Here is a 21556-nt window from a genome sequence, read left to right as displayed (position 1 = left end):
ATGGAAGGAAAGGAAGCGTCAATGCATGACGATTCCTTTTTTTATTTAAATCTCTCTTTAATATGTATATACTATTAATAGAGTAGGGGATTCTTCCTTGTTCTTGTGTAAATGACAGCGAGAGGATTTGATCGATTTTATGAATATCTTTATAACAGGAGCAACCGGTTTTCTTGGCTCTAGCTTGGTGAAAAAGCTGGTTGAGGAAAATCACCACATTTATGTACTAGTGCGGAATCGAAAGAGACTAGAAGCGCTACTTGAAAAATTTGATGCTGATAATAGAAAGCAGATACATGTGATTGAAGGAGATTTATCAAAGGAATATCTAGGGATACAAGCTGCCGTATTGCAAACGTTAATAGGAAAAATTGATACTGTCTATCACACTGCGGCATTTCTATCTTTTGATGAGTTAAAAAGAGAAGAAATATTTGAAATGAATGTACAAGGGACGCAATATGTTCTTGATTTGGCAGAGGTCTTGAATGTCAAAAAGTTCATTCATGTTAGTACAGCGTATACATTAGGTGCCCGTACAAGAGGAGAGGAATCTTTATATCCGTTAGATTCTACTTTTATAAATTCTTATGAAGAAAGTAAATGTCATGCAGAGCATCTCGTAATGTCTTACAAAGATGTCTTTGATGTAACGATTATGCGCCCGGCTATTATTATTGGAGATTCACAAACTGGAGAAGCGGATACTAGTTTTGGTTTGTACGGTATATTGCGAACGGTTGAGTTATTAAAGAAACGAGTGCAAAAAGGAAAGGCTAAAGGAACAGAAACCTACCGTCTGTTAGCGGAAAAAGATACGGTTTCTAATTTTGTACCTGTAAACTATGTAACAAAGGTTCTTGTACTTGGTTTGATGAATGGAAGAAAGAACACTATTTATAACATTACGAATTCAGTACCGCCTACAAATGAAAAGGTATTTCAGGCTATTAAAGCAGGACTAAATGCAGAAATGGTTGAAATAGTACCCTATGCTGAAAAAGAATCTTTATCAGAGTATGAGAAGGTACTGAATCAGCCGTTAGAAGTATTTAGTGAATACTTAAATCGCTCCATTGTGTTTGATGCTGAAAATACAAAAGAATTATTAAAAAATGCAAATGAGACTACTCTTACTATGGATAAAGAAATGCTGTTAAGGATTGTGAAAGGGTTTCGTGATAGACGATTGCATAAGAAAAAGCTGGCTGTCACTGTGAATTAATATTTTACGCTAGAGGAAGGTTAAAATATTTTTAATATTAAAGAGAGTATGGTGCTTATGAATTGTGGCGGTACTGCCATGATTATCTTCAATAGCTATTAGTAAAAAGCAAAGCTTCTTGATACCCAAGGTGTTTTGCTTTTTTGTGTTAGTTTTGATTTTATGAGGAATTGTTCTTAGAAAGCTTGCTGATTAGGCTACTGGTACGCAGCATTTTTATGAGAGATAGAGTTAAAGATTGATAGAGTACATGATTAGAAGATGAAGTTCATTTGTTGACAGGGGAACACTTTTCTTACTATACTTAACCATATGGTTAAGTATAGTGATGGAAATTTAAATGATGTGTTTTCAGTATTGTCCGATCCTACGAGAAGAAGCATCCTTGAAGTATTATCAAAAGGGGAGAGGAGTGTTACAGAACTAGCAGAGCCTTTTGATATGTCATTACCTGCTATTTCGAAGCACTTAAAGGTGCTGGAGAAGGCCGGTGTTGTTTCGCACCGAAGGGTTGGGAGGAATCGTTATTATTGTCTTCGAGAAGAATCAATGGATTGTGCATGTGAGTGGCTAAACCGCTTTAAAAAATTTTGTCCAACTAAATTTAAACGTTTTTTCAGAAAAGACCATTAGAAGTTGGGAGTGTGAAAAATGTATTCTGATGAAGTGATTATTACGGTGCAGAATCTAGTGAAAAATTATGGAGAGTTTCAAGCGGTTAAAGGTATCGAGTTTGAAGTGCATACGGGTGAAGTATTTGGGTTACTTGGTCCTAATGGTGCAGGCAAAACGACAACATTGGAAATGCTGGTAGGGCTTAGAAAACCGGACCAAGGAACTGCAAAGATTGCCCAGTACGATATTATCAGCAATATAAATAAGGTAAAGGAAGTTATTGGGGTCCAATTACAATCTACTTCATTATTTGAACTGCTTACTGTAGAGGAAATTTTACACCTGTACGCAAGTTTTTATCCAAAGCATGTTGATATTCCTTCATTAATTGATGACATGCTTTTGACGGATAAAAGAAAAGATCGAATAAAGGGGTTATCGGGCGGACAAAAACAGAGGCTTGCCATTGCTTTGGCTCTTGTACATGATCCATTTGTTATTTTCTTGGATGAACCGACAACAGGACTCGATCCCCAAGCAAGAAGAACACTTTGGGATATTATTCTTCGTCTAAAGGAGAAAGGGAAAACTATTGTACTGACGACTCATTATATGGATGAAGCGCATGTGCTATGCGACCGAATCGCTATTATGGATCAAGGGCAGCTTATCGCTTTGGATACACCTTCAGAACTTGTTAAAAACCTTCAGTCTGATAGTGCTGTGCAGTTCCGTTTCGAAGAGGAAAAAAGTGATATTAATTTACTTGAAATAGCAGGAGTCAAGCAGGTGGGGAATCAGAAGGATGCATATGTTCTGTATACGGATGACCTGCAAACGACATTAACTAGTCTGATTACTTTAGCTTCTGAACAGCAGCTTCAATTGATAGACCTGCAAACGCGGACATCAACACTTGAAGATGTGTTTATACATATGACAGGAAGGAGCTTAAGAGAAGCATGAGGGCATATTGGCAATTAACGTTAGCACAGCTGCGTATCTTTCTTCGTAATCGTCAAGTTTTATTTTGGACCTTGGCATTCCCAATTTTTCTTATGGTTATGCTTGGTTCCTTTTTAGGGAATGGAAACGGAGTGTCGCTGTCCATTGGTGTAGTGGATCAAGATCAATCCATACAATCAAAAGAATTTCTTTCGATTATGAAGCAGAACGAAGCAATTGATTTACAAAAAGAAAGCAATAAAGATAAAGCATTTGAACAGTTGAAAAAAGGGGATATTCAGCTTGTCGTTGTTATTCCTAAAGGCTATGGCGACAGTCTTGCCGGCTCATCCGAAAGCGCAAAGCCATTGTCTCTCCCTGTTTATTATGATGAAACAAATTTAGCCACTTCACAAGTTGGTCTTCAGCTTGTAAATAATGCGGTAGATGGTATTAGTAAAGAGAAAGTCGATTATCATCCAGTAATTACAACGGAAGCAAAGGGCATTAAAACGTTACATTTAGAATATATTGACTTCTTAGTTCCGGGCATAGTTGCCATGATGATTATGAGCAACAACATGAATGGAGTAGCAGGTCAAATAGCAGCATGGCGAGAGCGCGGTATTTTAAGAAGGATGCAAGGAACAACACTAAAAGCCTCAACTTTTATCGCAGCGCAAATTTCAGCAAGGCTTGTGCTAAATGGAATGCAAGCTCTTATTGTACTTGGCGTAGCGCACTTAATCTTTGGTGTTGAGGTAAGAGGGTCATGGTTTACCTTGGTTAGCTTTGTTCTTTTAGGGACCTTGGCATTTATGGCGATTGGCTTTATCATTGCAGGTATTGCGAAAACTCCAGAAAGCGCTGCACCAATTGCAGGATTTTTATCCTTTCCAATGTTATTTCTGGGAGGCGTATTTTTCCCAATTAAAAATATGCCAGAATTTTTGCAGCCTATCGTACACATCCTTCCGATTGCTCACCTAAGTCACGCATTGCGTGAAACGATGAATGTGGGCGCGTCGTTTATAAGCTTAGGATCTGAAGCGCTGATTTTAGGAGGATGGCTTGTTGGAGCGTTTATCGTTGCAAGTTATACATTTAAATGGGAATAAATAAGATTAATAGATACTAAAAAATAGGAGGAGAAACAAATGAAATCACAAGATTACAAGAATCATACTCGTATGCATCCTTTGTATCATTATGTACTATTACTTTTGGTTTTGGGAACACTAGTAGCTGCAGTTACCAATGTAGTCCGAGCTATCAATGATGGAGCAAATATTCTTCAAGCAGTTATTCTAGTGCTCATTATGATCATTATTGTTATTATAGCAGCACTTGTAAGAACATACGCACTTAAAGCACAGGACCGGGCCATTCGAGCAGAAGAAAGTCTTCGTCATTATGTGCTAACAGGTAAGCCCCTAGATTCTGCACTTACAATGGGTCAGATCGTTGCTTTACGATTTGCTGCTGATACCGAGTTTCCTGATTTATGTAAGCGCGCTGCTTCTGAAGGGTTAAAGCCTAATGATATTAAAAAGGCTATTAAAAATTGGAAAGCTGACCATAATCGTATATAAAGAGAAAAAAACACGTTAGAAATTAACGTGTTTTTTCTTGTCTATGTCCCTCAGGTCCCTTGGTATATGTTAGTGACATCAATTATAGAAATATAGCGTCTAAAGGATGGAATATCAATATTTTTGGGAGTCTTGCATAAATCAATTAACTTTTCAATACAAAATTAGTTTATAATTGGGTTAAAGTTGTTCTTTGGGGGAAAAAAATGAAAATAAGAATGTATTTTGATTACTACAAATATTTATTTTTTATTAAGAAGAGTGAAACATCTATTTTAATTATAGACTTGCTCCTTTTTATTTTTTCTACAAAAGCATTTTTCATGCAATGGGGACTTACTGAAAAAAACATACTGCATAGTGCTTCTATATTCATAGTTGCAGTTTTATCTTTAATTAAGTTCATCTATGATACATATAAAATGATAACTGATTTAAAAAAGTATAATGATAAAGGCAGTTTTTCAATAAATAGTGTAGAGAGTATCTTATATAAAAATAACCTTTATTTTTTAAATGATATCTATCCAAGTACTGTAGAAGAAGGTTATGGTTTTACTCGAATAGATATTACTTCACAAGATGATTTTGTTTTTTATTCAGAAAAAGTAAATGATCTTTTATGGGAAAAAGTATTTCAAACGGAAATAAATAACAATAAAGAGAAAAAAATCAAGCGAATGTTAAGTGCCGAAAAAGAGGAGTTATTACCATTTTTTAATCATCATTTTAATAACTCTATCAGGGATAATAAATACTTTTTCAATCAAAAAAAATTGTGTTTATCAAACGATGTTTATGCAGATGAGAGTAAAATATATTGTCATAAGGGAAGTTACTATGATACTTTTTTAACAAATCATGTTTGTACTAAAGCTCTATATAAAAAAAATAACGATTTAATATTTAAAAATGGTTCAAATTACTTTCCATTTGAGGTATATGAAAATAAATTTAGAATAAAAGAAATTAAACATTCTACAATTAATAATGAGATAGGTGTCTCAACTCTTGGATTTACAAGTGATAATTATTTGATAATCTGGAAACAAAACGAACATGCACAATCAAGTTCAAATTTATTTGTACCGACGGGAAGCGGTTCAAGTGATTGGAATGATTATGATGAGGCTAGTTTCAATCAATCTATTATAAACGGTATGGAAAGAGAATTATTGGAAGAGAGTGGATTGATTAACAGTAGTAGTGGAGAACTATGTGAGACCAAAATTCTCGGTTTTTTTAGATGGGTAAAAAGAGGAGGAAAACCGGAATTTGTAGGTATTACTAAAATCAAAGCTAAGTCATCTGACCTTATTCCACTAGAAGTAGAGGTGAGGGAATCAAGAACTCAACATAGATGGCAAATAAAAAGTATAGACGATTTAATACAATTAATATTCAAATTAAAAGAAAATCCTGAATACAAAAATAGTATGTCCGTTCCCCTATATATGTGTTTAACAAGTTTAGAAAGTAGGATTAGAAAAAATAGAGAAGAGGTTGAGAGCTTTTTAGGAATTAAGAGCAGCGGACTCAAAGACCGTTAAAAAACGGTTTTTTGAATCAGCTTTTTTTATTTTCATTTTTGATAAAAGAAGAATTATATTAGGATGGGTTAAAGGGGGACCCTTAGTAATTTCACTATTTTGGAGCTTTTTTGTCTGTTCTGCAGTGCAATATACTAGACCCTAGTCCACTTGTAAAAACGATGAAATTTAGAAAAGAAGGAAGAGGGATGCTATCTCGTGTTTTTAAGATAGCATGTGGTAGCACTGCTTCCAAAAATGCTGTAAAAACAACAAGATAAATCCCTCTTTTCCTCGTTATATTATACTCGCTTTAGCAGGCGGTGCATCAATAACGTCCGGATCTATTACCGAGGAAATTGGTATGTTAATAAAACTGAAATCACCGTTTTCCTCTCCAAAGCCATAATTGCGTTTTGATGTAACAAAGGTATCTATTTGCTGGTAAGGTCCTACTGTTGCCGAGGCGTTATTGTCGATTGCGTTAATTTTCATGCCTAAAAAATTTACAACCATTGGTGCAAAGTTCATAGTATTCACTTCCTTTCTAAGTTAGAAGAACCGGATTCAAAGGATGCTAAAGAATCCATTTGATCCCGGTCATCTACTGCGCTGCGTGTTGCTACAAAATCACTGTTGTCTCCGAAGTTTTGCCCGTAGCCTTGATTTTTCTTATCTGAATTGTGCCAATCTACCAATAAGTTTTGTCCGATATTTACAGCGGAAGCATTTTCAAAGGAATTTATCTTCAATAAGAAAATATTAATATTAACATACGGTACCGGTGCAGGCATGAAAGACCTCCTTCTTTTTGCTTTTTAATATATGCCTTGCTGAGATGAATTATGATGGATAAGGGGTGAAACGATTGGACGCCGAGAAGATTAAGCAATTAATGGAATTAGCCTCAAACGTATACGGAACGGGTTTTTGGAAAGATATTTTTGATCAAAATACGATGAATCCGTTTATGGGTGACGCACAGGATAAGATGAGCACCCTAAAAGACATGATGAACGGTAAGCAAACACCACCTGTGGAAACGCAGGGAAACAATATAAGCCACCGACCATATCCTAATCAACCTGCATACTCAAACGGAGACCCTGGGTATCCACTCGTTGATATTATAAAGAAAGATGGGAAAATCATTATTTTAATTGACCTTCCTGGTATGAATAAAGAGGAAGTAAATTTGATGATAAATCAAAACTATTTAATCGTAAAAGGAACTCCGAAATCAATAATCAAAGAAAGCGAAGTTGAAGTCGTTCTATACGAACGGAGGCATGGGGCCTTTGAGCGTCATATTATGTTGCCGGAACCGACAAACGGGAGCAACATTACAGCAAAATTTTATAATGGTGTGCTGCAGGTCAGCTATCCAAGATTGGAGCAGACAGGCGATGTTATTCCAATTGATTAAGAAGGGTTATATCTTTTTTTCGTTAGTGCATGGTCGATAACATCGCTATCATCGACAAACAAAATAGGGATATACATGCCAACCTCATCTGCATTTTGTTCCCCGAATCCTTCGTTCATTTGAATTTTGGAATTGTGATTGGTTATTATTGTAGACCCTGTTGATATTGTGCTGTTATTTTCCATAGAATTGATTTTAATATGGTTCAAGTTTACTGATGAAGGCAAAAAGAACATATAGTATTCCTCCTTGGTTTTAGAAATTTACGTAAGAAATATGGACATGTTCTTGTAGTACATACATATACTGAGTAAAAGAAGAATGTCCACAGAGAAGGGCGATAAAAGTGGGGACTTAGTATGCTATTAAAAAAATTATTCTTTTCCTCAAATAAAGATGACAAGTATCGCAAGCTGGAACAAAAACTTAGGGTATTAGAGTTAGAAATTCAGAAACTACAATTGTTAGAGAAGAAACAGGAAGAAGATACGATTCAGCCACCTGTTGTCATTGAGAGGGTACATGTTGATAAAATTGTATTTGACAAGTTTGAGTTGAATAATAACTTTGGTCAACTTGGTATTAAAGAGTTAAAAGGAAAATTAAATATTGGTGCGACATACGGAAGTGATTTTTCTAAGTCGGAAGAGGAAGAAGAGGAACAAGAACAAAAGGAGCAGGAAAAAAAGAAGCCGGAGAAACCTATAGAAAAAGGGCCAAAAGTTAACATTCAGGCAAGAAAAGGAAATATAACATAACGATTTTCCACTTTCCGCGATATACCACATTGTTTAAACTCGCTACTGTACGTTTTTATAGTGCAGCTACTCCTTATAATTCTATCTTTCTAGTTTACCATATGAAATCTGTGTTTATTTTTGAGCCTCAATCTATCCTTCTAATATGTATTTTTCATCTTTTCTCTTTAAGCAGTATAGATAGAAATAAATATGTAGAGAGGTGTCCACGAATTTAATTTGTTTCTTGCGTGTCTATGTGAAAATGAACAATATATCTTGGTAGAATGAGGATTTAGTACATGTGACTAAATCCTTTTTCTTACATCATTTCTAACGGATTCAATAATATTATCTGATAAGTGTGCTGGAATTGATGCGCTTCCCTCAAAAACCCAAGCATTAATGACTTCAAGATCTGCTTTATTAAAAGTAATACTATATTGCTTATTATCATGAGTAAAATCAGCTGTCACCGATTCTTCGCCATAAAACTCATCATCAATAATCATGTTATTTATCTCAAAGGTCCCCATCATGTAATCTCCTTTTTTTCATTTATTATGTATTTAGAATTAACCTTATAAGGCTGTTTATACACTTTTTTCGTAAACTTACCACATTTCCAAAACAAGTTAGGAAAGAGAACAACGACACATTTTTTAATGAAAAAGTATGCAGGGTGATGCTGTATGAATATCAACAGCTAGTCCGGTTAAACTATCGGATATGACCGCAGGGAGTTTTTACATAAGCAGGTGACTGGCGGCAAGCTATATATGAAGGGAAAAGGTGGTGTTTATATGTCAGATTTTTTAGAACCTATTGAGTATGAAACAGGTACATCTATTCAGACCTTCAACATTATTGAAGCAAGTGTTAACGATGAAGGCTATGAAGTTTTGCTGGATATTGACCTAGACAGCGGTTATGAATTAGAAAACGTAAAAATGAAAATAACCTTTGAGGAATTAGAAGGCTATGAAACAGATGATATTCAAGAAGGAGTAAAGTATGCTTTAGGTTTTTTTTGTAAATAATGATGGTTCCATTTTCCATAGTGTGATTAGACTACAAATAAGATTAAAACGAGCAGCAGGAGGAAGTTGAAGTGGAGAAAAAAGAAAAGAGTACGCCAAGAAACCGAACGGAACAGCATAAAAAGGAAAAATTTATGCAAAGTCAAATAGAGGAAAATTCAAAAGGGAAAGAAGCTATACAAGATTACAATAGAGCATGGGAGGATGACCGTTTGTAAGCTGAATTTTTAATTGAAACGAGTATGGTTGATTCTATCTGTAATAGAGCCGAAAGAAAAGAGAGCCCGATTAAATAGGCTCTCAATTTTTAGTATGTAGTCTTTGTTTGATTCTTCAGTGGATTTTAAAAGAGGGTTTTTTCGAGTAGATATATTCTAAGGACAGGTGTTCTAGTATTTAAAGAGAGTTAGATAAGAATCAATCAAACTTTCTTTCAGAACTTCAAATTGCTTCTACGTAATGAACTCTTTTTGAACAGTTTTGATTAACAATGAAAAACCTCCTATGAACTTGTATAAAGCTCGATAGGAGGTGTAATACAAAATATAACCGAAATTTTAATGTATGGAGCATAGGGGGCTCGAACCCCTGACCTCTACGCTGCCAGCGTAGCGCTCTCCCAGCTGAGCTAATGCCCCGTGTCTAATAAATACCTGACAGTAATATTGTAATTAAATTTAAGAAAAATTACAATAACATTTTTAATTTTTTGCATCTTAAAGAGATTAAAGCTGTATTGGTGATTTTTAATCTAAAATATAGCTTGTTGTATAAATGACGTTCGCTCCATTTATAAGTAAAGCCAGCATCTATCTAAGAGACGCTGGCTTTTATACATTATTTTTTAATATATTGAGCGGAAACCCAGCCGGAAGTAGTTCCAGCTGTAATACGGTACCAGCTGTCCTTTTCTTCATGAATGGTTACGGTTGTCCCTGCTTTTAAAGTAGTAGTGCGGTTTGCAGAAGTGCTTGGGGCAGTCCGTACATTTAAGTTAACGGTTGTTTTTCCTGTATTTTTAGCAGGCTCAGGTTTAGTTTCAGGTTGGGAATTAGACACGCTTATGTATTGAGCAGAAACCCATCCAGTAATGTTGCCTGCTGTAATATGGTACCATCCGTTTCCGGTTTCAAGGATACTTACAGTTGTTCCTGCTTTTAAAGTAGTAATACGACTTGCAGAAGTACTAGGAGCAGTCCGTACATTTAAGTTAATGGTTGTTTTTCCAGTACCCTTCGTAGCTACAGGAGTAGACGAACCGAGCGTAATACCATAAGATTTAGCAATAGATTCATAGGATGAATTACTGTTTTTGATAATAACAGTTGCTCGTACATTGATTTGATCAAACAACCAATGAACATCGTTATTATGCATGCGCACACAGCCGCCGCTTATCCATTTACCGATGGAGCTTTCGTTATTATTCCCGTGAATAGCGTATGTATTTCCAGGTGTTCCGTAGATATCCATTCCCATCCAACGATCCCCTAGCGGATTCTGAGGATCGCCACCTTTAATATTTTTTTTGTAGTATGGACGATTTTTAATCTTGTTTACAATAGAGAACTTTCCTTGAGGAGTAGGCGTGCTGCTTTTTCCGGATGCAACAGGGAACTCTTTCATTAACTGTCCATTTTCAAAGAATGCTAGTTTGTTGGTTGCTGTGTTAATAATAATAAGTTGAGAAGGTGATGAAGCTGCTTTTGCAAATTCTTGAGGAATCAGGAATGCAAATAATAAAGCAAAAGCAATTATGAATTTTCTCATTTAATTCCTCCTATCTGGATATGTATCTTTTCTCTAATAAACTACAACATTTTCTGTTACACTACAATACTTTCTGCTCGAAAAATGAAGATAATTTGAGAGAAAAGTAATATCGTAGAAATATTCGTAATATAGTTGAAAAAATCCTTCTTTTTTTATGTATAGATTAACAGATTGTAAAAAAAGAAAGATAGAGGATGTGTATCCTCTATCTAGATAGTAATTTTTATTTGCTCATAAGTGCCTGTTTTGTCGCCAGTCCGACAATACCGTCTACTGCCAGACCATGTGCTGCTTGGAACTTCCGAACGGCTTGGTCTGTATTCGATCCAAAAATACCGTCTACACCCCTTGTATCAAATCCGAGTGATGTAAGCTTTTGCTGCAGCTCTGTAACTGCGGCTCCGCGACTGCCTTTTCTAAGTATACCGCTGTTGTTCAATGCGCTTCCTGTTGATGGCGGCGTAGATCCTCCTTTTGCTGAGTCTAGTGCTTTTTGTGTTGCAGAGTTTACTATGCCATCGGCTGAAAGGCCATGTGTTGCTTGAAATTGGCGAACAGCATGTGTGGTATTAGGGCCAAATATGCCGTCTATACCCTTTGTATTATAGCCAAGTGAAGTAAGTTTTTGTTGTAGTTCTTTCACTGCAGTCCCACGGCTGCCTTGTTTTAGTACTTCACTGCTTCCAGAAACAGGAGTAGCCGTTCCTAATCCATTTGCCGCCGCGATAGCATCAAAGGATTTACCGGATGTTGTAATAATAACGGTCGTGTTGAGTGGAATATGGTCATATAACCATTCTACTTCTTCATCATACATACGAATACAGCCGCTAGATACATATTTTCCGATAGAACTAGGATTGTTGTTGCCATGAATAGCATAGGTTGTACCCCATGTACCTCTGGCGTTCAGACCGAGCCAGCGGTTACCGAGAGGGTTGCGAGGATCGCCACCGGGAATACCACCTTTGTAGTACGGCCTGTTCACAATCTTTGTGACGATTTTAAAGCGCCCCTCTGGTGTATACGATGGACTTCTGCCGGTCGCCACTTTGAATACCTTTACTAGTTTTCCTCCATCGTAGTAAGCGAGTTGATTTGTGGCTTTGTTAATAATCAGAAACTTGTTTTCAGCTGCAGAGCTGGGGGTAACGCCTAGACTGAACAGCAGAAGGAAAGCTACTACAAAGAACACAAATGATTTTTTTAGCAATGATGTCCCTCCAATCGAAGCAGAAATAATGGTCACGGTTTATCCTATGTCCAGAGGGGTTGTCTTCTTTACAACTGTTTTACAAATAGTACATTTTGTAATGTACATAGAATGAATGAGGCAGATACGTCAATAAGATGGAGAGAGGATTTTGTGTTTTTAGGAGGGAATTTTTGATCTACCATGCGCCAATTGGTGTCAGCCTAGATTTTCTGCGCCATGAGGAAGAGGTTTTTTAACATTTTTTTCAAAAAAAGAGTGAGTACAAAGACATACTTTGTGCTCACTCTCCTATTATGCTACTTCATTGTTTGCCTGCTCGGCAATAAAGCGCTGCTGCAGCTTGAAAAGGCGAAATGACAGGAATACAGCTGCGAAAGCTAGACCGGAAATTAAACCAATCCAATATCCTTTTGCTTCGAACGGGGTGTAGTTTGCCAAAATAAATCCAAGAGGGAGGCCAATCACCCAATAAGCTACCATTGTCATCACAAGAGTAACATTTACATCTTTATATCCGCGCAGTGCCCCTTGTACAGGAGCTGCTATCGCATCAGAAACTTGAAAGAGGATAGCAAACATTAAAAATTGCTGTGTTAATTGCTGTACATATATTTCTTTTGAATATATAGCTGCGATCTCGCTGTGAAAAATAAAAATAAGACCCGCAAAAAACAAGGCTAAAGAAAGTGCTGTACCTATTCCTATGAATGCATATTGTCGTGCATCACGATAGCGTTTTGCACCTGCTTCAAACCCAACAGCGATCGTCATTGCCATAGATATACTAAGTGGCGCCATATAGAGCATAGAAGCAAAGTTTAGTGCTGCTTGGTGAGCTGCAATTGTTGCGGTGTCAAAAGTGCTCATTAACAGTGTGACGGCAGCAAAAATGCTCGTTTCAAAGAAAATGGAGAATCCAATGGGAATACCAAGCTTTGCGATATCCTTCCAAGCAGATATTGAAACTGGGTAGAACTTTTGGAGTACCTTAAAACGGGAAAACGGCTGCTTTGTACGGATAATGACGACTGAAATCAATAAAATACACCAATATGTCACTGCAGAAGCAATACCTGCTCCGATACCGCCGAGTCGCGGGAAGCCTAAATTCCCAAAAATCAACAGATAATTCAAGAGAACATTAATTGGTAAAGAACATAAGGTGATTACCATCGTGACTCGTGTTTGACCGAGTGCATCTATAAAACAACGAAGCACAGTATAAACGAACATAGGAATGATCCCCAATGAAAGGGTAGTCAGAAACCCTTTCGCAATGTCACGTACTGTTGGTTCCAGGTTCATAGCTGCTAAAATGGGATTCACAAGAACGAAACCTAACAGCAGAACAGCCAAGCTAATTACAAATGCTAAGTATATGGCTTGCGTGACAACAGGTGCCACTTCTTTTTCTTTTTTTGCACCCACAAGTTGGGCTACCACAGGAGTTACTGAAAGTAAAATACCTGTTAAACCAGTGCTGATTGGAATCCAGATGCTAGATCCGATAGCAACCCCTGCAAGATCTTCAGCACTGGCATGGCCTGACATCATTGTATCGAAAAAGCTCATGGCAAATAAAGTGACTTGTGTAACAAGGATTGGGAAAAGCAATACTAAAAAATATTTTCCTTTTTGTGAGAGAGTATGTGTCTCTAGCATGTTTATCAGTCCTTCAATGTAAAATACGATATATTATACCATATTAAGTATTAAGGAATATATATAATGATGCAGCTAACAGTTTGTCAAATGATGTAATACCATAGTGTATTTTATGGTAATTTTTGTTATTTAGTTATGCCCTTTTTGTTCCCTTACCATATAAAATAAAGATAGCGGTTATATCAAGGGACAAAAGGGTGAGACTGTGGGAGAATTGATAACTCGAACGGAAAGAACTAAAAAAAGAAAAAAGGGGTATATTTGGGCTGTTTTATTTTTTTTCTTCATGATAGCTGCGGGAGGATTGTTTGTTTATAACAAAGCTGAATCAAAAGAAAAACAATTGCATACAGTCTACTTAGTGAATTCTCTACCTTCAAAAGCTCCTCAGTACAGCTTTGACGAACAAAGCATGAAGGAAATGTTTACGCCTGTTCCAAAGCAGCTCATTATTATTAATCGTGCTACCAATCAACTAGCCTTTTTTGCAGAAGGTCAGTTGGTAAGGGTATTTCCGGTAGCAACGGGTAAGCGCTCGACTCCAACTCCAGAAGGGATTTTTCCAATCAGCAACAAGATAACGAACCGTCCGTATTATAAAGAGAATATTCCGGGAGGAGACCCAAGCAATCCACTTGGGGATCGTTGGATTGGTTTAGATGTAAACGGGACAAAAGGAACGACATACGCGATTCATGGCAACAACAATCCGTATTCTATCGGAAAGTACGTGTCTAGCGGGTGTATTCGTATGTATGATGAAGATGTACATTTTTTATTTGAGCAAGTAGGAGTAGGAACTGTTGTAATTATAAAAAGCTTCGATGAGCCGTGGAATGTACTTGCATTGCAGTATGGTTTTAAGATTTATGCATAAACAAAAGTTTCTGCTTTTACAAGCAGGAACTTTTTCATGTAATATCATCATAACTATATAGATGTTTGATGGTGTCAGTTTGATAAAATGGCAAATTTATTAAGGGGGAACCATGGAGATTACTTTACAGTCATTACTGTTTTCGTTTGGAACTGTTGCAATTTTGACACCTTTATTAATCCGATTACTAAAAGCGTATAACCTTACACAGCCGATTCGGGCAGAATTGCCTCCTGACCACCAAGCAAAAAAGGGAACACCGCTGATGACAGGGCTTATTTTTCTAGTTAGTGTTCTGATTTCATGCTTGTTCATGCGAAATACTGATATGTATATACTCAGTATTATTTTTATTGCATTTGGCTGTATCGGATTTTTAGATGACTTTAAAAAAGCGTATTTTCAAGACCCAAAAGGAGCTTCTGGGAGAATGAAGCTGCTGCTGCAGTTTACTGTTTCTGGTGGGGTTGTCTACTACTTTCTACATAATAATACGTTAGCAACAGAGTTTGTTGTTTTTAAAGGGATAGTGTTAGATGTACCTAATTTGTTGTACATTGGGGTAATTGTATTATTTGTAGTCGGTTCTGCGAATGCTATTAATTTTACAGATGGGTTGGATGGTTTGCTTTCAGTTGTCTCGATTCCAGTATTTTTCTTCTTTTTCTTAATTTCAGATCATATAGAAGTAAAAATATTTTGTTTTGCAATGATTGGCGGTTTGCTCGGGTTTTTGATTTATAATGCGTACCCCGCAAAAGCATTTATGGGCGATACAGGAAGTTTGGCGATTGGAGGGATATTATCCTTCTTAGTTGTAATAGAGCATGTGGAAGTACTTGTACCGCTGTTATTTATCATTTATTTTGCAGAACAATTTTCTGTTATTTTGCAAGTAGCTTCCTTCAAGTTAACAGGGAAACGTATCTTCCAAATGGCTCCTGTACATTATCACTTTGCATTAAAGTATGGATGGAGTGAAAATCAAATTGTAGTTCGGTTTGGACTTTTAGCTTGGACAGCTGTACTTATCGCGTGGTTGTACTGGTACTTTTTCTTATAGCCGGATTTAAATAGAGTTGCGTTTGGTATAGTCAGTTTCTCAATCTGATGGGATTATTTTAAATGCTGTGGCATTTTTGACTTTTACTCGTTGAGTTAGGCGATTGTAGACTAAAGGCATGTACAGCGAGGTACATGCCTATGTCATGAGTAAAAAAGCATATAAATTTGGAAGAAAAACTTGCATGAGTTGCTACAATCAGCATAACAATAGGCATTTTTACTAGTGAAGAACATTTTGGCTAGAAGGACAGCATTCGTTTGTTAATTCGGCATAGGGGTAGGCGTTGGTTTCGCATAGCCAACCTTATATTTGTTATCAATGTAGTTACGAATGTCATAAATTGATTTTCCAGCATCTTGCAATGCCGCAGCTTCTCTTGCAATTTCCAAACAGTTCATGCAGTTCATTGCATGGGAATCCCACACTACTTGTCCATTTCGTTTGATACCTCGTATAAAGCAATCACGGTTGTTTTTATGCTGTACGGTCTGTCCGCATCCGCAATAACAGGGAATCCACTGAAGCAGATCATAATGGGCGGCAGCTATAGCATATGTTTCTCGAGCAAATGCATTTCCGTAAGATAAAAAAGCTGGAAGCTCGCTGAAGCTATTTGTCGTTTCTGCAATATCAACGCTGGTTATTTCAACGGGCATACAATATTCTTCTGCTTTAGGTTGCTGTTGAGCAGGCATAGGAATAAAAAAGACAATAAGGAGCAGTATAGAAATTTCCATTAATATTTTCATTGGAGAATCCTTTCAATTTTTCTTTTCTTTAATGTGATGCGCAAATGAAGAAAAAACATGCATGGTTATGAGATTAATTTTGAAATTAAGATCAAGAGAGAGGAGTATGTCAATGTGTATTCTTACTGCAAGAGGTTGTAATTACCAGTGGAGGAGAGGTACCTCCACTGATAGGAGTGTTATTACTGATGTTCTTTGTAATGATTAAGTTTTTAAATGGAAGGCTCTATTTGTACTTTTATCGTTTCGCTATATATGTTTTTTCTTTTCCACTTGGGAACTGTACCTCTATTTTCACTGCTTTATATGTATGCTCAAGATGGAACGCTTCGATTATTTGATCAACGGCTTGCTGGTTCGGCGTCTTTTCATCTATTTCAACAATTTTTAAGTTATTGCGGATGATTTCAGCGGCAGCTTGACCTTTAATAAGCTTTTGGTTAATAAAATCTTCTATTTCAGCTTCATCTTGTGTGTCAAGAGCATCATATTCTGCTTCATAACTTTTATTTGCTCCGTAATCAGCTTCCAACTCAAATTTGGTAAAGGGAGGGTTATTCATGTCGCGCGGCAGCTTTTTCTCTGTTGCCACTTTCTGTAGCTGTTCATTATGCTTTGCAGTTGTTTCATTTTTAGAGGGTTCGTTGTTTGTGCATGCTGATATAAAAACAAGCATAAAAACATATATAAACCGTATATAGTGTTTCATGATGCTCAATCCTTTCAAGTAATGTACTATCATCTATTGCCAAGATTAGAATGATTCATACTGCTGAGTGGCCTTGAAAAAGTAGTGACGAATCATTATATTTTGTATTATACTTAATAATATATTTATTTAACTTTATTAAATATTAATATTTTAAAATAGAAAGGAGATTCTTGAATGGAAACTAAACGTAAAGAGGCAAGTACAGAATTATCGGTTAGTTTAGGAGGTGTGCTTCGTGTACTAAAAAGTGAAGTGACAAGGTTGCTTGAACCTTATATTCCATGGAATGAATTTACTGTGTTACGTATATTGTACCGTCAAAAGAAAGAAATGGTTTCGAAAATTGCGGTAGAATTGAATGTTTCGAACAGTCATATTACAGCAGTATCTGAAAAATTGATACAAAAAGGATTAATAACAAGATCTCGCAGCAGTAGTGACCGAAGAGTGGTATTGCTGGAAATTACAGAAGAAGGGAAGCAAATGACAGAACATGTTGAAAAAGTAAAGGACCAGTACTTTCAACAAAAATTTTCCCTATTAACAGAAGAAGAAATAGTAAGCTTGAATTCATTGCTTAAAAAGCTAGTATAGACAAGGATTGTTAACAATACGAGAGGATGACAATAATGGAGCATCTAGATATAAGGAGAAAAGTCATTATTATGATTTCAATCATGGCAGCGATGTTTTTTGCTGCTGTGAATCAGACAATTGTAGGAAATGCATTGCCTCGCATTATCGCGGAGCTTGGAGGAATGGATTATTATAGTTGGGTGTTCACGATTTATATGTTAACGTCCGCGGTGACGACTATTTTAGTTGGACGTTTATCAGATATATATGGGAGAAAACCTTTTTTATTAATCGGGATTTTTATTTTTACAGTAGGAGCATTTTTGGCAGGTACTTCACAGGATATTTATCAATTGATTTTATATCGCGGCATCCAAGGTCTCGGAGCAGGTCTAATTATGTCATCTGCATTTACAGCAGTGGGAGATTTGTTTGCGCCTAGAGAGCGAGGCAAATGGAGTGGTCTGATGACTTCTGTATTCGGGCTTGCAAGTGTGTTTGGACCGACAATGGGTGGCTATATCGTTGACCACTTTGATTGGCATTGGGTGTTTTGGGTATTCTTACCGCTTGGTATTGTTGCATTTGCATTAATTTGGGTTTTATTTCCAAAGGTTGATAGAAAAGAATCGAAGAAGGTCGATTATTTAGGGTCTGTTTTTCTTACATTGACCATTGTGCCCATGCTTTTGGCATTTTCATGGGCAGGTTCTAAATATGATTGGGATTCCTCTCAAATTATTGGTTTATTTGCAGGTTCTGTAGTTGCTTTTATCGTGTTTATTATAGTGGAAAGAAAAGTGGAAAATCCTATTTTACCTCTTTATCTATTCAAAAATTCAATTTTTACTATCTCTAATATGGTGTCTTTTACATTGGGAGTAGGCATGTTTGGAGCAGCCATGTATATTCCGTTTTTTATTCAAGGGGTATTAGGCTTTACTGCAACGCATTCTAGCTATTTGACGATGACGATGACAATAAGCCTGGTGATTGCAAGTGCCATCAGCGGACAAATTATTTCTCGTACTGGAAAATATAAGTGGTTAGCATATGCGGGCTTACTTATAACTACAGCAGGAATGGTTGGATTAGGGTTTATGGATGTTGTGACTAAGCAAGGAACTGTTTTATCCTATTTAATAACTGTCGGGTTTGGACTAGGAATTTGTATGCCGGTGTTTACATTAACCGTACAAAATGCAGTAGATTATAAATTATTAGGAGTTGCCACTGCATCAGTACAATTGTTCCGTTCTCTTGGCGGAACAGTAGGTGTAGCTATCATGGGGACAGTGATGAGCTCTCGTATGACTGATAAAATGAGTGAGTTGTCTAGCAAGATGGGAGCAAGCGCCGCAAATATTCCGCCGGAGATGGCTCAAAAGCTGGAAGCTTTAAAAAACCCGCAGGTTCTTTTAGATCCAAAAAAATTGGATGCAATTCATCAAACTCTTCCTGCGCAAATGCAAGAAATGTTTATCCATCTTGTTGTTACATTGCGTGATGCTATGAGCTTTGCCTTATCAGGTGTGTTCTTTAGTGGAGCGATTGTAATGTGTTTGGCTATTTTCTTCACTATTTTTCTGAAGGAAATACCGCTTAAAACTTCTATAAAGAAAACAAAGCAGGAAGAACAGAATAACAAAACTGCCGCACAGGCATAATGCAAAAGCCTCCGCTTAGAAAAGCGAAGGCTTTTTAGATTGGAAAATATAAAGTGCCGGAGAGCTGCCTGATTGCCTTAGCTGACCTTCTACTTGTGAGTAATGCTCTGTAGCCTTAGAAGGCTTTCTTTATAACGAGACAGCATTAGGGGAAGATAAAGAAGGAAGCTATGACAAGGAGGGTGGAAATGAAAGCGAAAGTACTAGCGCTGTTAGCGGCAGGAGTTCTATTGTTTCCAACTATGGAGTACGCTGAAACATCAATCGATTGTAATGGGGTAGGAAAAATATTTAATGCGAAGGCGGAGCTAGAAAAAGGTATATGCAAAATAGAGATCGTACGGAAAAATAAGCAGCTTATTCATCAAAGCAGAGCCATTGAGCCGAAAATGATTGAGTTTGTATATCATATGAGCTTTGAAAAGCAAGGAGAGGCAACAAAAGTACTTGGAGAATTGGCATTATTAGAAACAGAGGTTAACCCTGTAATAGACGAGCTTCGTAAAGGAAAGATTGAAATTTCTGCCATACATAATCATTGGATGGGAGAACATCCTCGCATTATGTATCTACATTTACAAGGTATAGGAAAAGAAATGAAATTGGCCAAAACGATAAAAAATGCTATAGATAAAACGGATTATAAATGAGTAGGAAACAAAGAATATGGGAGAAGAAATATATCTTTTAGAAAGGGCAGGTGTACCTATGACAAATCGAAATGGAAGTAAAGGAAGCGGCAATCAAAGCTCTCCGCAGGCAGGTCATTATCAAATGGAGTTTGGAAGTGAGTTTCAAGTTGGTGACAATAACAAAGGAAAAGAGTACCGTTCTCATAAAGGGAGCAAATCAAAACAAAAGCATGAAGATTAACCGACAAGCCCTTGCTGAATTCAGCAAGGGCTTGTCTATAGGGAAGGGGGATTTATGTTAACACCAAATTTGATGGGGTTAGTATTTTATATGATAATTGTAGTATAGTAGAGGCATGTGAAATCGATGTGAACTTCACAAGGATTTTTGCCCTTATAAGGATGAACTTATTTTTCAATCAACATTTTTATAAGTATAGAGAATAGGATGGAGGATGCAACATGGTACGAAAAGCAGCATTGATAACAGGCGGTACACGGGGAATCGGCAAAGCGGTGGCAAAACGATTTGCAAAAGAAGGCTATGACTTAGTGTTAAATTATATGAGGAAAAAAGGGGATGCGGAAGAAACCAAAAGAGAAATTGAAGGTCAATATAATGTGAAGGTTCATCTTGTAAAAGCTAATGTAAAAGAAATAGAGCAAATTCAAGCTTTGTTTCAAGAAGCGGAAAGGGTATTTGGCAGACTAGATGTGTTCATTAATAATGCTGCTTCTGGTGTATTGCGTCCGTTAATGGAAGTTGAGGAAAGCCATTGGGATTGGACGCAGGATATCAACACAAAGGCTTATTTGTTTGCTTCCCAAGAAGCTGCAAAATTAATGGAAAAAAACGGGGGAGGAGCAATTGTGGCCCTTTCTAGTCTTGGTTCCATTCGAGCGCTTCCCAATTATGTGACGGTAGGAGTATCCAAAGCTGGAGTAGAAGCATTAACGCGTTATTTGGCGGTAGAGCTTGCGCCAAAAGGGATTGTGGTGAACGCAGTATCCGGTGGAGCGGTTGATACAGATGCATTGAAGCATTTTCCAAATCGAGAAGAATTGCTGCAAGCTGCTGCAGAGCGTAATCCAGCGGGTCGGATTGTAGAACCGGAGGATTTAGCGGAGACTGTATATTTCTTATGTACTCCAGCAGCAAGTATGGTCCGTGGACAAACCATTATTGTGGATGGCGGTCTTTCATTATTGTGTTAAGTTTTTTTGTTTTTATAAATGTTAGTCTACATATAAAGATTCAGACCTTTGCTGTTTTGGCAAAGGTTTTTTAGTGGTTGTATGGAAAGGCTTTCATGTTAATGCGAAGAAAAATATTATTTAATATATGTGAAAAATTTGAAATAAGGAGAAAGAACGTGGATTAAAAGGTTTTCGCTGGGAGAAATATGAAGAGTGAAGTTTTTTGTATGGATTGTTTTGCTTGCGAAGTCAATATTTTAAAAGGTAATTTCTATTTTGAAATTTTTATTATTTTGTAAATTTGAATAATGATCTGG

The 21556-nt window shown here is 36.8% G+C and carries 26 protein-coding genes and 1 tRNA gene; 17 read left to right on the top strand and 10 right to left on the bottom strand.

Features of this window, described 5'->3' with window-relative positions:
- Window positions 1-139 precede the first annotated feature (139 nt).
- The 6 genes from J7Q84_RS01605 to J7Q84_RS01580 all read left to right on the top strand — a co-directional run bounded on the left by J7Q84_RS01605 (window position 140) and on the right by J7Q84_RS01580 (window position 5927).
- Complete coding sequence (locus J7Q84_RS01605; protein ID WP_209092644.1) at window positions 140-1225, top strand: SDR family oxidoreductase; 1086 nt, start codon at window positions 140-142, stop codon at window positions 1223-1225.
- A gap of 312 nt (window positions 1226-1537) precedes the next feature.
- Entirely contained in the window at window positions 1538-1858 is a 321-nt protein-coding gene (locus tag J7Q84_RS01600) for an ArsR/SmtB family transcription factor (RefSeq protein ID WP_209092643.1), read from the top strand.
- 18 nt (window positions 1859-1876) lie between these two features.
- On the top strand, window positions 1877-2806 hold the full coding sequence (locus J7Q84_RS01595) for an ABC transporter ATP-binding protein (protein WP_209092642.1): 930 nt from the start codon (window positions 1877-1879) through the stop codon (window positions 2804-2806).
- Complete coding sequence (locus J7Q84_RS01590) at window positions 2803-3903, top strand: ABC transporter permease (RefSeq protein WP_209092641.1); 1101 nt, start codon at window positions 2803-2805, stop codon at window positions 3901-3903. The genes J7Q84_RS01595 and J7Q84_RS01590 overlap by 4 nt, the downstream gene beginning before the upstream one ends.
- Before the next feature lie 39 nt (window positions 3904-3942).
- Window positions 3943-4377, top strand: coding sequence for a DUF6526 family protein (locus J7Q84_RS01585; protein WP_209092640.1), 435 nt, complete (start codon window positions 3943-3945; stop codon window positions 4375-4377).
- Between the two features lie 206 nt (window positions 4378-4583).
- Window positions 4584-5927: an NUDIX hydrolase gene (locus J7Q84_RS01580; RefSeq protein WP_209092639.1), complete on the top strand. Its 1344-nt coding sequence runs from the start codon at window positions 4584-4586 to the stop codon at window positions 5925-5927.
- Window positions 5928-6203: 276 nt separating this feature from the next.
- Here J7Q84_RS01580 and J7Q84_RS01575 read toward each other — a convergent pair whose 3' ends face one another.
- A complete protein-coding gene (locus J7Q84_RS01575; RefSeq protein ID WP_209092638.1) occupies window positions 6204-6437 on the bottom strand; it encodes a hypothetical protein in 234 nt (77 codons plus the stop codon).
- A gap of 5 nt (window positions 6438-6442) precedes the next feature.
- Window positions 6443-6700 (bottom strand): hypothetical protein, encoded by a 258-nt coding sequence (locus tag J7Q84_RS01570; protein WP_209092637.1) that lies wholly within the window; start codon window positions 6698-6700, stop codon window positions 6443-6445.
- Between the two features lie 74 nt (window positions 6701-6774).
- Here J7Q84_RS01570 and J7Q84_RS01565 point away from each other — a divergent pair, with 74 nt between their 5' ends.
- Complete coding sequence (locus tag J7Q84_RS01565) at window positions 6775-7332, top strand: Hsp20/alpha crystallin family protein (RefSeq protein WP_209092636.1); 558 nt, start codon at window positions 6775-6777, stop codon at window positions 7330-7332.
- Here J7Q84_RS01565 and J7Q84_RS01560 read toward each other — a convergent pair.
- On the bottom strand, window positions 7329-7568 hold the full coding sequence (locus tag J7Q84_RS01560) for a hypothetical protein (protein WP_209092635.1): 240 nt from the start codon (window positions 7566-7568) through the stop codon (window positions 7329-7331). The genes J7Q84_RS01565 and J7Q84_RS01560 overlap by 4 nt on opposite strands.
- Before the next feature lie 123 nt (window positions 7569-7691).
- Between J7Q84_RS01560 and J7Q84_RS01555 the strand changes: the two genes are divergently transcribed.
- Entirely contained in the window at window positions 7692-8090 is a 399-nt protein-coding gene (locus J7Q84_RS01555; RefSeq protein WP_209092634.1) for a hypothetical protein, read from the top strand.
- A gap of 287 nt (window positions 8091-8377) precedes the next feature.
- Here the strand turns inward: J7Q84_RS01555 and J7Q84_RS01550 are convergent, their stop codons facing one another.
- Entirely contained in the window at window positions 8378-8608 is a 231-nt protein-coding gene (locus J7Q84_RS01550) for a hypothetical protein (RefSeq protein ID WP_247739021.1), read from the bottom strand.
- 264 nt (window positions 8609-8872) lie between these two features.
- On the opposite strand from J7Q84_RS01550, the gene J7Q84_RS01545 reads away from it, so the two are divergent.
- Entirely contained in the window at window positions 8873-9109 is a 237-nt protein-coding gene (locus tag J7Q84_RS01545) for a hypothetical protein (RefSeq protein WP_209092633.1), read from the top strand.
- Window positions 9110-9180: 71 nt separating this feature from the next.
- Window positions 9181-9327, top strand: a complete 147-nt coding sequence (locus J7Q84_RS01540) for a hypothetical protein (RefSeq protein WP_209092632.1) — start codon at window positions 9181-9183, stop codon at window positions 9325-9327.
- 347 nt (window positions 9328-9674) lie between these two features.
- Here J7Q84_RS01540 and J7Q84_RS01535 read toward each other — a convergent pair.
- The 4 genes from J7Q84_RS01535 to J7Q84_RS01520 form a co-directional block, all read right to left on the bottom strand.
- A tRNA-Ala gene (locus tag J7Q84_RS01535) sits at window positions 9675-9747 on the bottom strand.
- A 199-nt stretch (window positions 9748-9946) separates the two neighbouring features.
- The gene (locus tag J7Q84_RS01530; RefSeq protein WP_209092631.1) at window positions 9947-10879 is read right to left on the bottom strand and encodes an SH3 domain-containing protein; all 933 of its coding nucleotides are present in this window, start codon (window positions 10877-10879) and stop codon (window positions 9947-9949) included.
- A gap of 226 nt (window positions 10880-11105) precedes the next feature.
- Window positions 11106-12095 carry a L,D-transpeptidase family protein gene (locus tag J7Q84_RS01525; protein WP_209092630.1) on the bottom strand — a complete coding sequence of 330 codons (990 nt, stop codon included), beginning with the start codon at window positions 12093-12095 and terminating at the stop codon, window positions 11106-11108.
- A gap of 294 nt (window positions 12096-12389) precedes the next feature.
- Complete coding sequence (locus J7Q84_RS01520; protein ID WP_209092629.1) at window positions 12390-13760, bottom strand: MATE family efflux transporter; 1371 nt, start codon at window positions 13758-13760, stop codon at window positions 12390-12392.
- A 208-nt stretch (window positions 13761-13968) separates the two neighbouring features.
- Between J7Q84_RS01520 and J7Q84_RS18650 the strand changes: the two genes are divergently transcribed.
- Both J7Q84_RS18650 and mraY read left to right on the top strand, forming a co-directional pair.
- Complete coding sequence (locus tag J7Q84_RS18650) at window positions 13969-14640, top strand: L,D-transpeptidase (RefSeq protein ID WP_348519814.1); 672 nt, start codon at window positions 13969-13971, stop codon at window positions 14638-14640.
- Between the two features lie 112 nt (window positions 14641-14752).
- Entirely contained in the window at window positions 14753-15703 is a 951-nt protein-coding gene (mraY, locus tag J7Q84_RS01510; RefSeq protein ID WP_209092628.1) for a phospho-N-acetylmuramoyl-pentapeptide-transferase, read from the top strand.
- A 263-nt stretch (window positions 15704-15966) separates the two neighbouring features.
- Here the strand turns inward: mraY and J7Q84_RS01505 are convergent, their stop codons facing one another.
- Both J7Q84_RS01505 and J7Q84_RS01500 read right to left on the bottom strand, forming a co-directional pair.
- Window positions 15967-16455, bottom strand: a complete 489-nt coding sequence (locus J7Q84_RS01505) for a PCYCGC motif-containing (lipo)protein (protein WP_209092627.1) — start codon at window positions 16453-16455, stop codon at window positions 15967-15969.
- A gap of 238 nt (window positions 16456-16693) precedes the next feature.
- Complete coding sequence (locus tag J7Q84_RS01500; protein ID WP_209092626.1) at window positions 16694-17164, bottom strand: YusW family protein; 471 nt, start codon at window positions 17162-17164, stop codon at window positions 16694-16696.
- Between the two features lie 177 nt (window positions 17165-17341).
- On the opposite strand from J7Q84_RS01500, the gene J7Q84_RS01495 reads away from it, so the two are divergent.
- From J7Q84_RS01495 to fabL, 5 genes are all read left to right on the top strand, one after another.
- On the top strand, window positions 17342-17761 hold the full coding sequence (locus J7Q84_RS01495) for a MarR family winged helix-turn-helix transcriptional regulator (RefSeq protein ID WP_209092625.1): 420 nt from the start codon (window positions 17342-17344) through the stop codon (window positions 17759-17761).
- Window positions 17762-17796: 35 nt separating this feature from the next.
- Window positions 17797-19410, top strand: a complete 1614-nt coding sequence (locus J7Q84_RS01490; RefSeq protein WP_209092624.1) for an MDR family MFS transporter — start codon at window positions 17797-17799, stop codon at window positions 19408-19410.
- 188 nt (window positions 19411-19598) lie between these two features.
- Window positions 19599-20060, top strand: coding sequence for a DUF1259 domain-containing protein (locus J7Q84_RS01485; protein ID WP_209092623.1), 462 nt, complete (start codon window positions 19599-19601; stop codon window positions 20058-20060).
- Window positions 20061-20118: 58 nt separating this feature from the next.
- Complete coding sequence (locus tag J7Q84_RS01480) at window positions 20119-20283, top strand: imidazoleglycerol-phosphate dehydratase (RefSeq protein WP_209093086.1); 165 nt, start codon at window positions 20119-20121, stop codon at window positions 20281-20283.
- 221 nt (window positions 20284-20504) lie between these two features.
- Window positions 20505-21257: an enoyl-[acyl-carrier-protein] reductase FabL gene (gene fabL / locus J7Q84_RS01475; RefSeq protein WP_209092622.1), complete on the top strand. Its 753-nt coding sequence runs from the start codon at window positions 20505-20507 to the stop codon at window positions 21255-21257.
- Window positions 21258-21556: the final 299 nt, after the last annotated feature.

The organism is Bacillus sp. 165 (assembly GCF_017742235.1).
Classification (GTDB): Bacteria; Bacillota; Bacilli; order Bacillales; family Bacillaceae_G; genus JAGHKQ01.
Note: the sequence above shows the minus strand (reverse complement) of the source record. Positions and strands in the feature narration are given on the sequence as shown.

Coding starts and splice junctions, on each gene's coding strand:
- J7Q84_RS01570 (WP_209092637.1), bottom strand. CDS start 6,700: ATGCCTGCACCGGTACCGTATGTTAATATTAATATTTTCTTATTGAAG.
- J7Q84_RS01555 (WP_209092634.1), top strand. CDS start 7,692: ATGCTATTAAAAAAATTATTCTTTTCCTCAAATAAAGATGACAAGTAT.
- J7Q84_RS01580 (WP_209092639.1), top strand. CDS start 4,584: ATGAAAATAAGAATGTATTTTGATTACTACAAATATTTATTTTTTATT.
- J7Q84_RS01560 (WP_209092635.1), bottom strand. CDS start 7,568: ATGTTCTTTTTGCCTTCATCAGTAAACTTGAACCATATTAAAATCAAT.
- J7Q84_RS01530 (WP_209092631.1), bottom strand. CDS start 10,879: ATGAGAAAATTCATAATTGCTTTTGCTTTATTATTTGCATTCCTGATT.
- J7Q84_RS01480 (WP_209093086.1), top strand. CDS start 20,119: ATGACAAATCGAAATGGAAGTAAAGGAAGCGGCAATCAAAGCTCTCCG.
- J7Q84_RS01595 (WP_209092642.1), top strand. CDS start 1,877: ATGTATTCTGATGAAGTGATTATTACGGTGCAGAATCTAGTGAAAAAT.
- J7Q84_RS01590 (WP_209092641.1), top strand. CDS start 2,803: ATGAGGGCATATTGGCAATTAACGTTAGCACAGCTGCGTATCTTTCTT.
- J7Q84_RS01605 (WP_209092644.1), top strand. CDS start 140: ATGAATATCTTTATAACAGGAGCAACCGGTTTTCTTGGCTCTAGCTTG.
- J7Q84_RS01585 (WP_209092640.1), top strand. CDS start 3,943: ATGAAATCACAAGATTACAAGAATCATACTCGTATGCATCCTTTGTAT.
- J7Q84_RS01495 (WP_209092625.1), top strand. CDS start 17,342: ATGGAAACTAAACGTAAAGAGGCAAGTACAGAATTATCGGTTAGTTTA.
- mraY (WP_209092628.1), top strand. CDS start 14,753: ATGGAGATTACTTTACAGTCATTACTGTTTTCGTTTGGAACTGTTGCA.
- J7Q84_RS01505 (WP_209092627.1), bottom strand. CDS start 16,455: ATGAAAATATTAATGGAAATTTCTATACTGCTCCTTATTGTCTTTTTT.
- fabL (WP_209092622.1), top strand. CDS start 20,505: ATGGTACGAAAAGCAGCATTGATAACAGGCGGTACACGGGGAATCGGC.
- J7Q84_RS01485 (WP_209092623.1), top strand. CDS start 19,599: ATGAAAGCGAAAGTACTAGCGCTGTTAGCGGCAGGAGTTCTATTGTTT.
- J7Q84_RS01500 (WP_209092626.1), bottom strand. CDS start 17,164: ATGAAACACTATATACGGTTTATATATGTTTTTATGCTTGTTTTTATA.
- J7Q84_RS01520 (WP_209092629.1), bottom strand. CDS start 13,760: ATGCTAGAGACACATACTCTCTCACAAAAAGGAAAATATTTTTTAGTA.
- J7Q84_RS01575 (WP_209092638.1), bottom strand. CDS start 6,437: ATGAACTTTGCACCAATGGTTGTAAATTTTTTAGGCATGAAAATTAAC.
- J7Q84_RS01545 (WP_209092633.1), top strand. CDS start 8,873: ATGTCAGATTTTTTAGAACCTATTGAGTATGAAACAGGTACATCTATT.
- J7Q84_RS01600 (WP_209092643.1), top strand. CDS start 1,538: ATGGTTAAGTATAGTGATGGAAATTTAAATGATGTGTTTTCAGTATTG.
- J7Q84_RS01550 (WP_247739021.1), bottom strand. CDS start 8,608: ATGATGGGGACCTTTGAGATAAATAACATGATTATTGATGATGAGTTT.
- J7Q84_RS01490 (WP_209092624.1), top strand. CDS start 17,797: ATGGAGCATCTAGATATAAGGAGAAAAGTCATTATTATGATTTCAATC.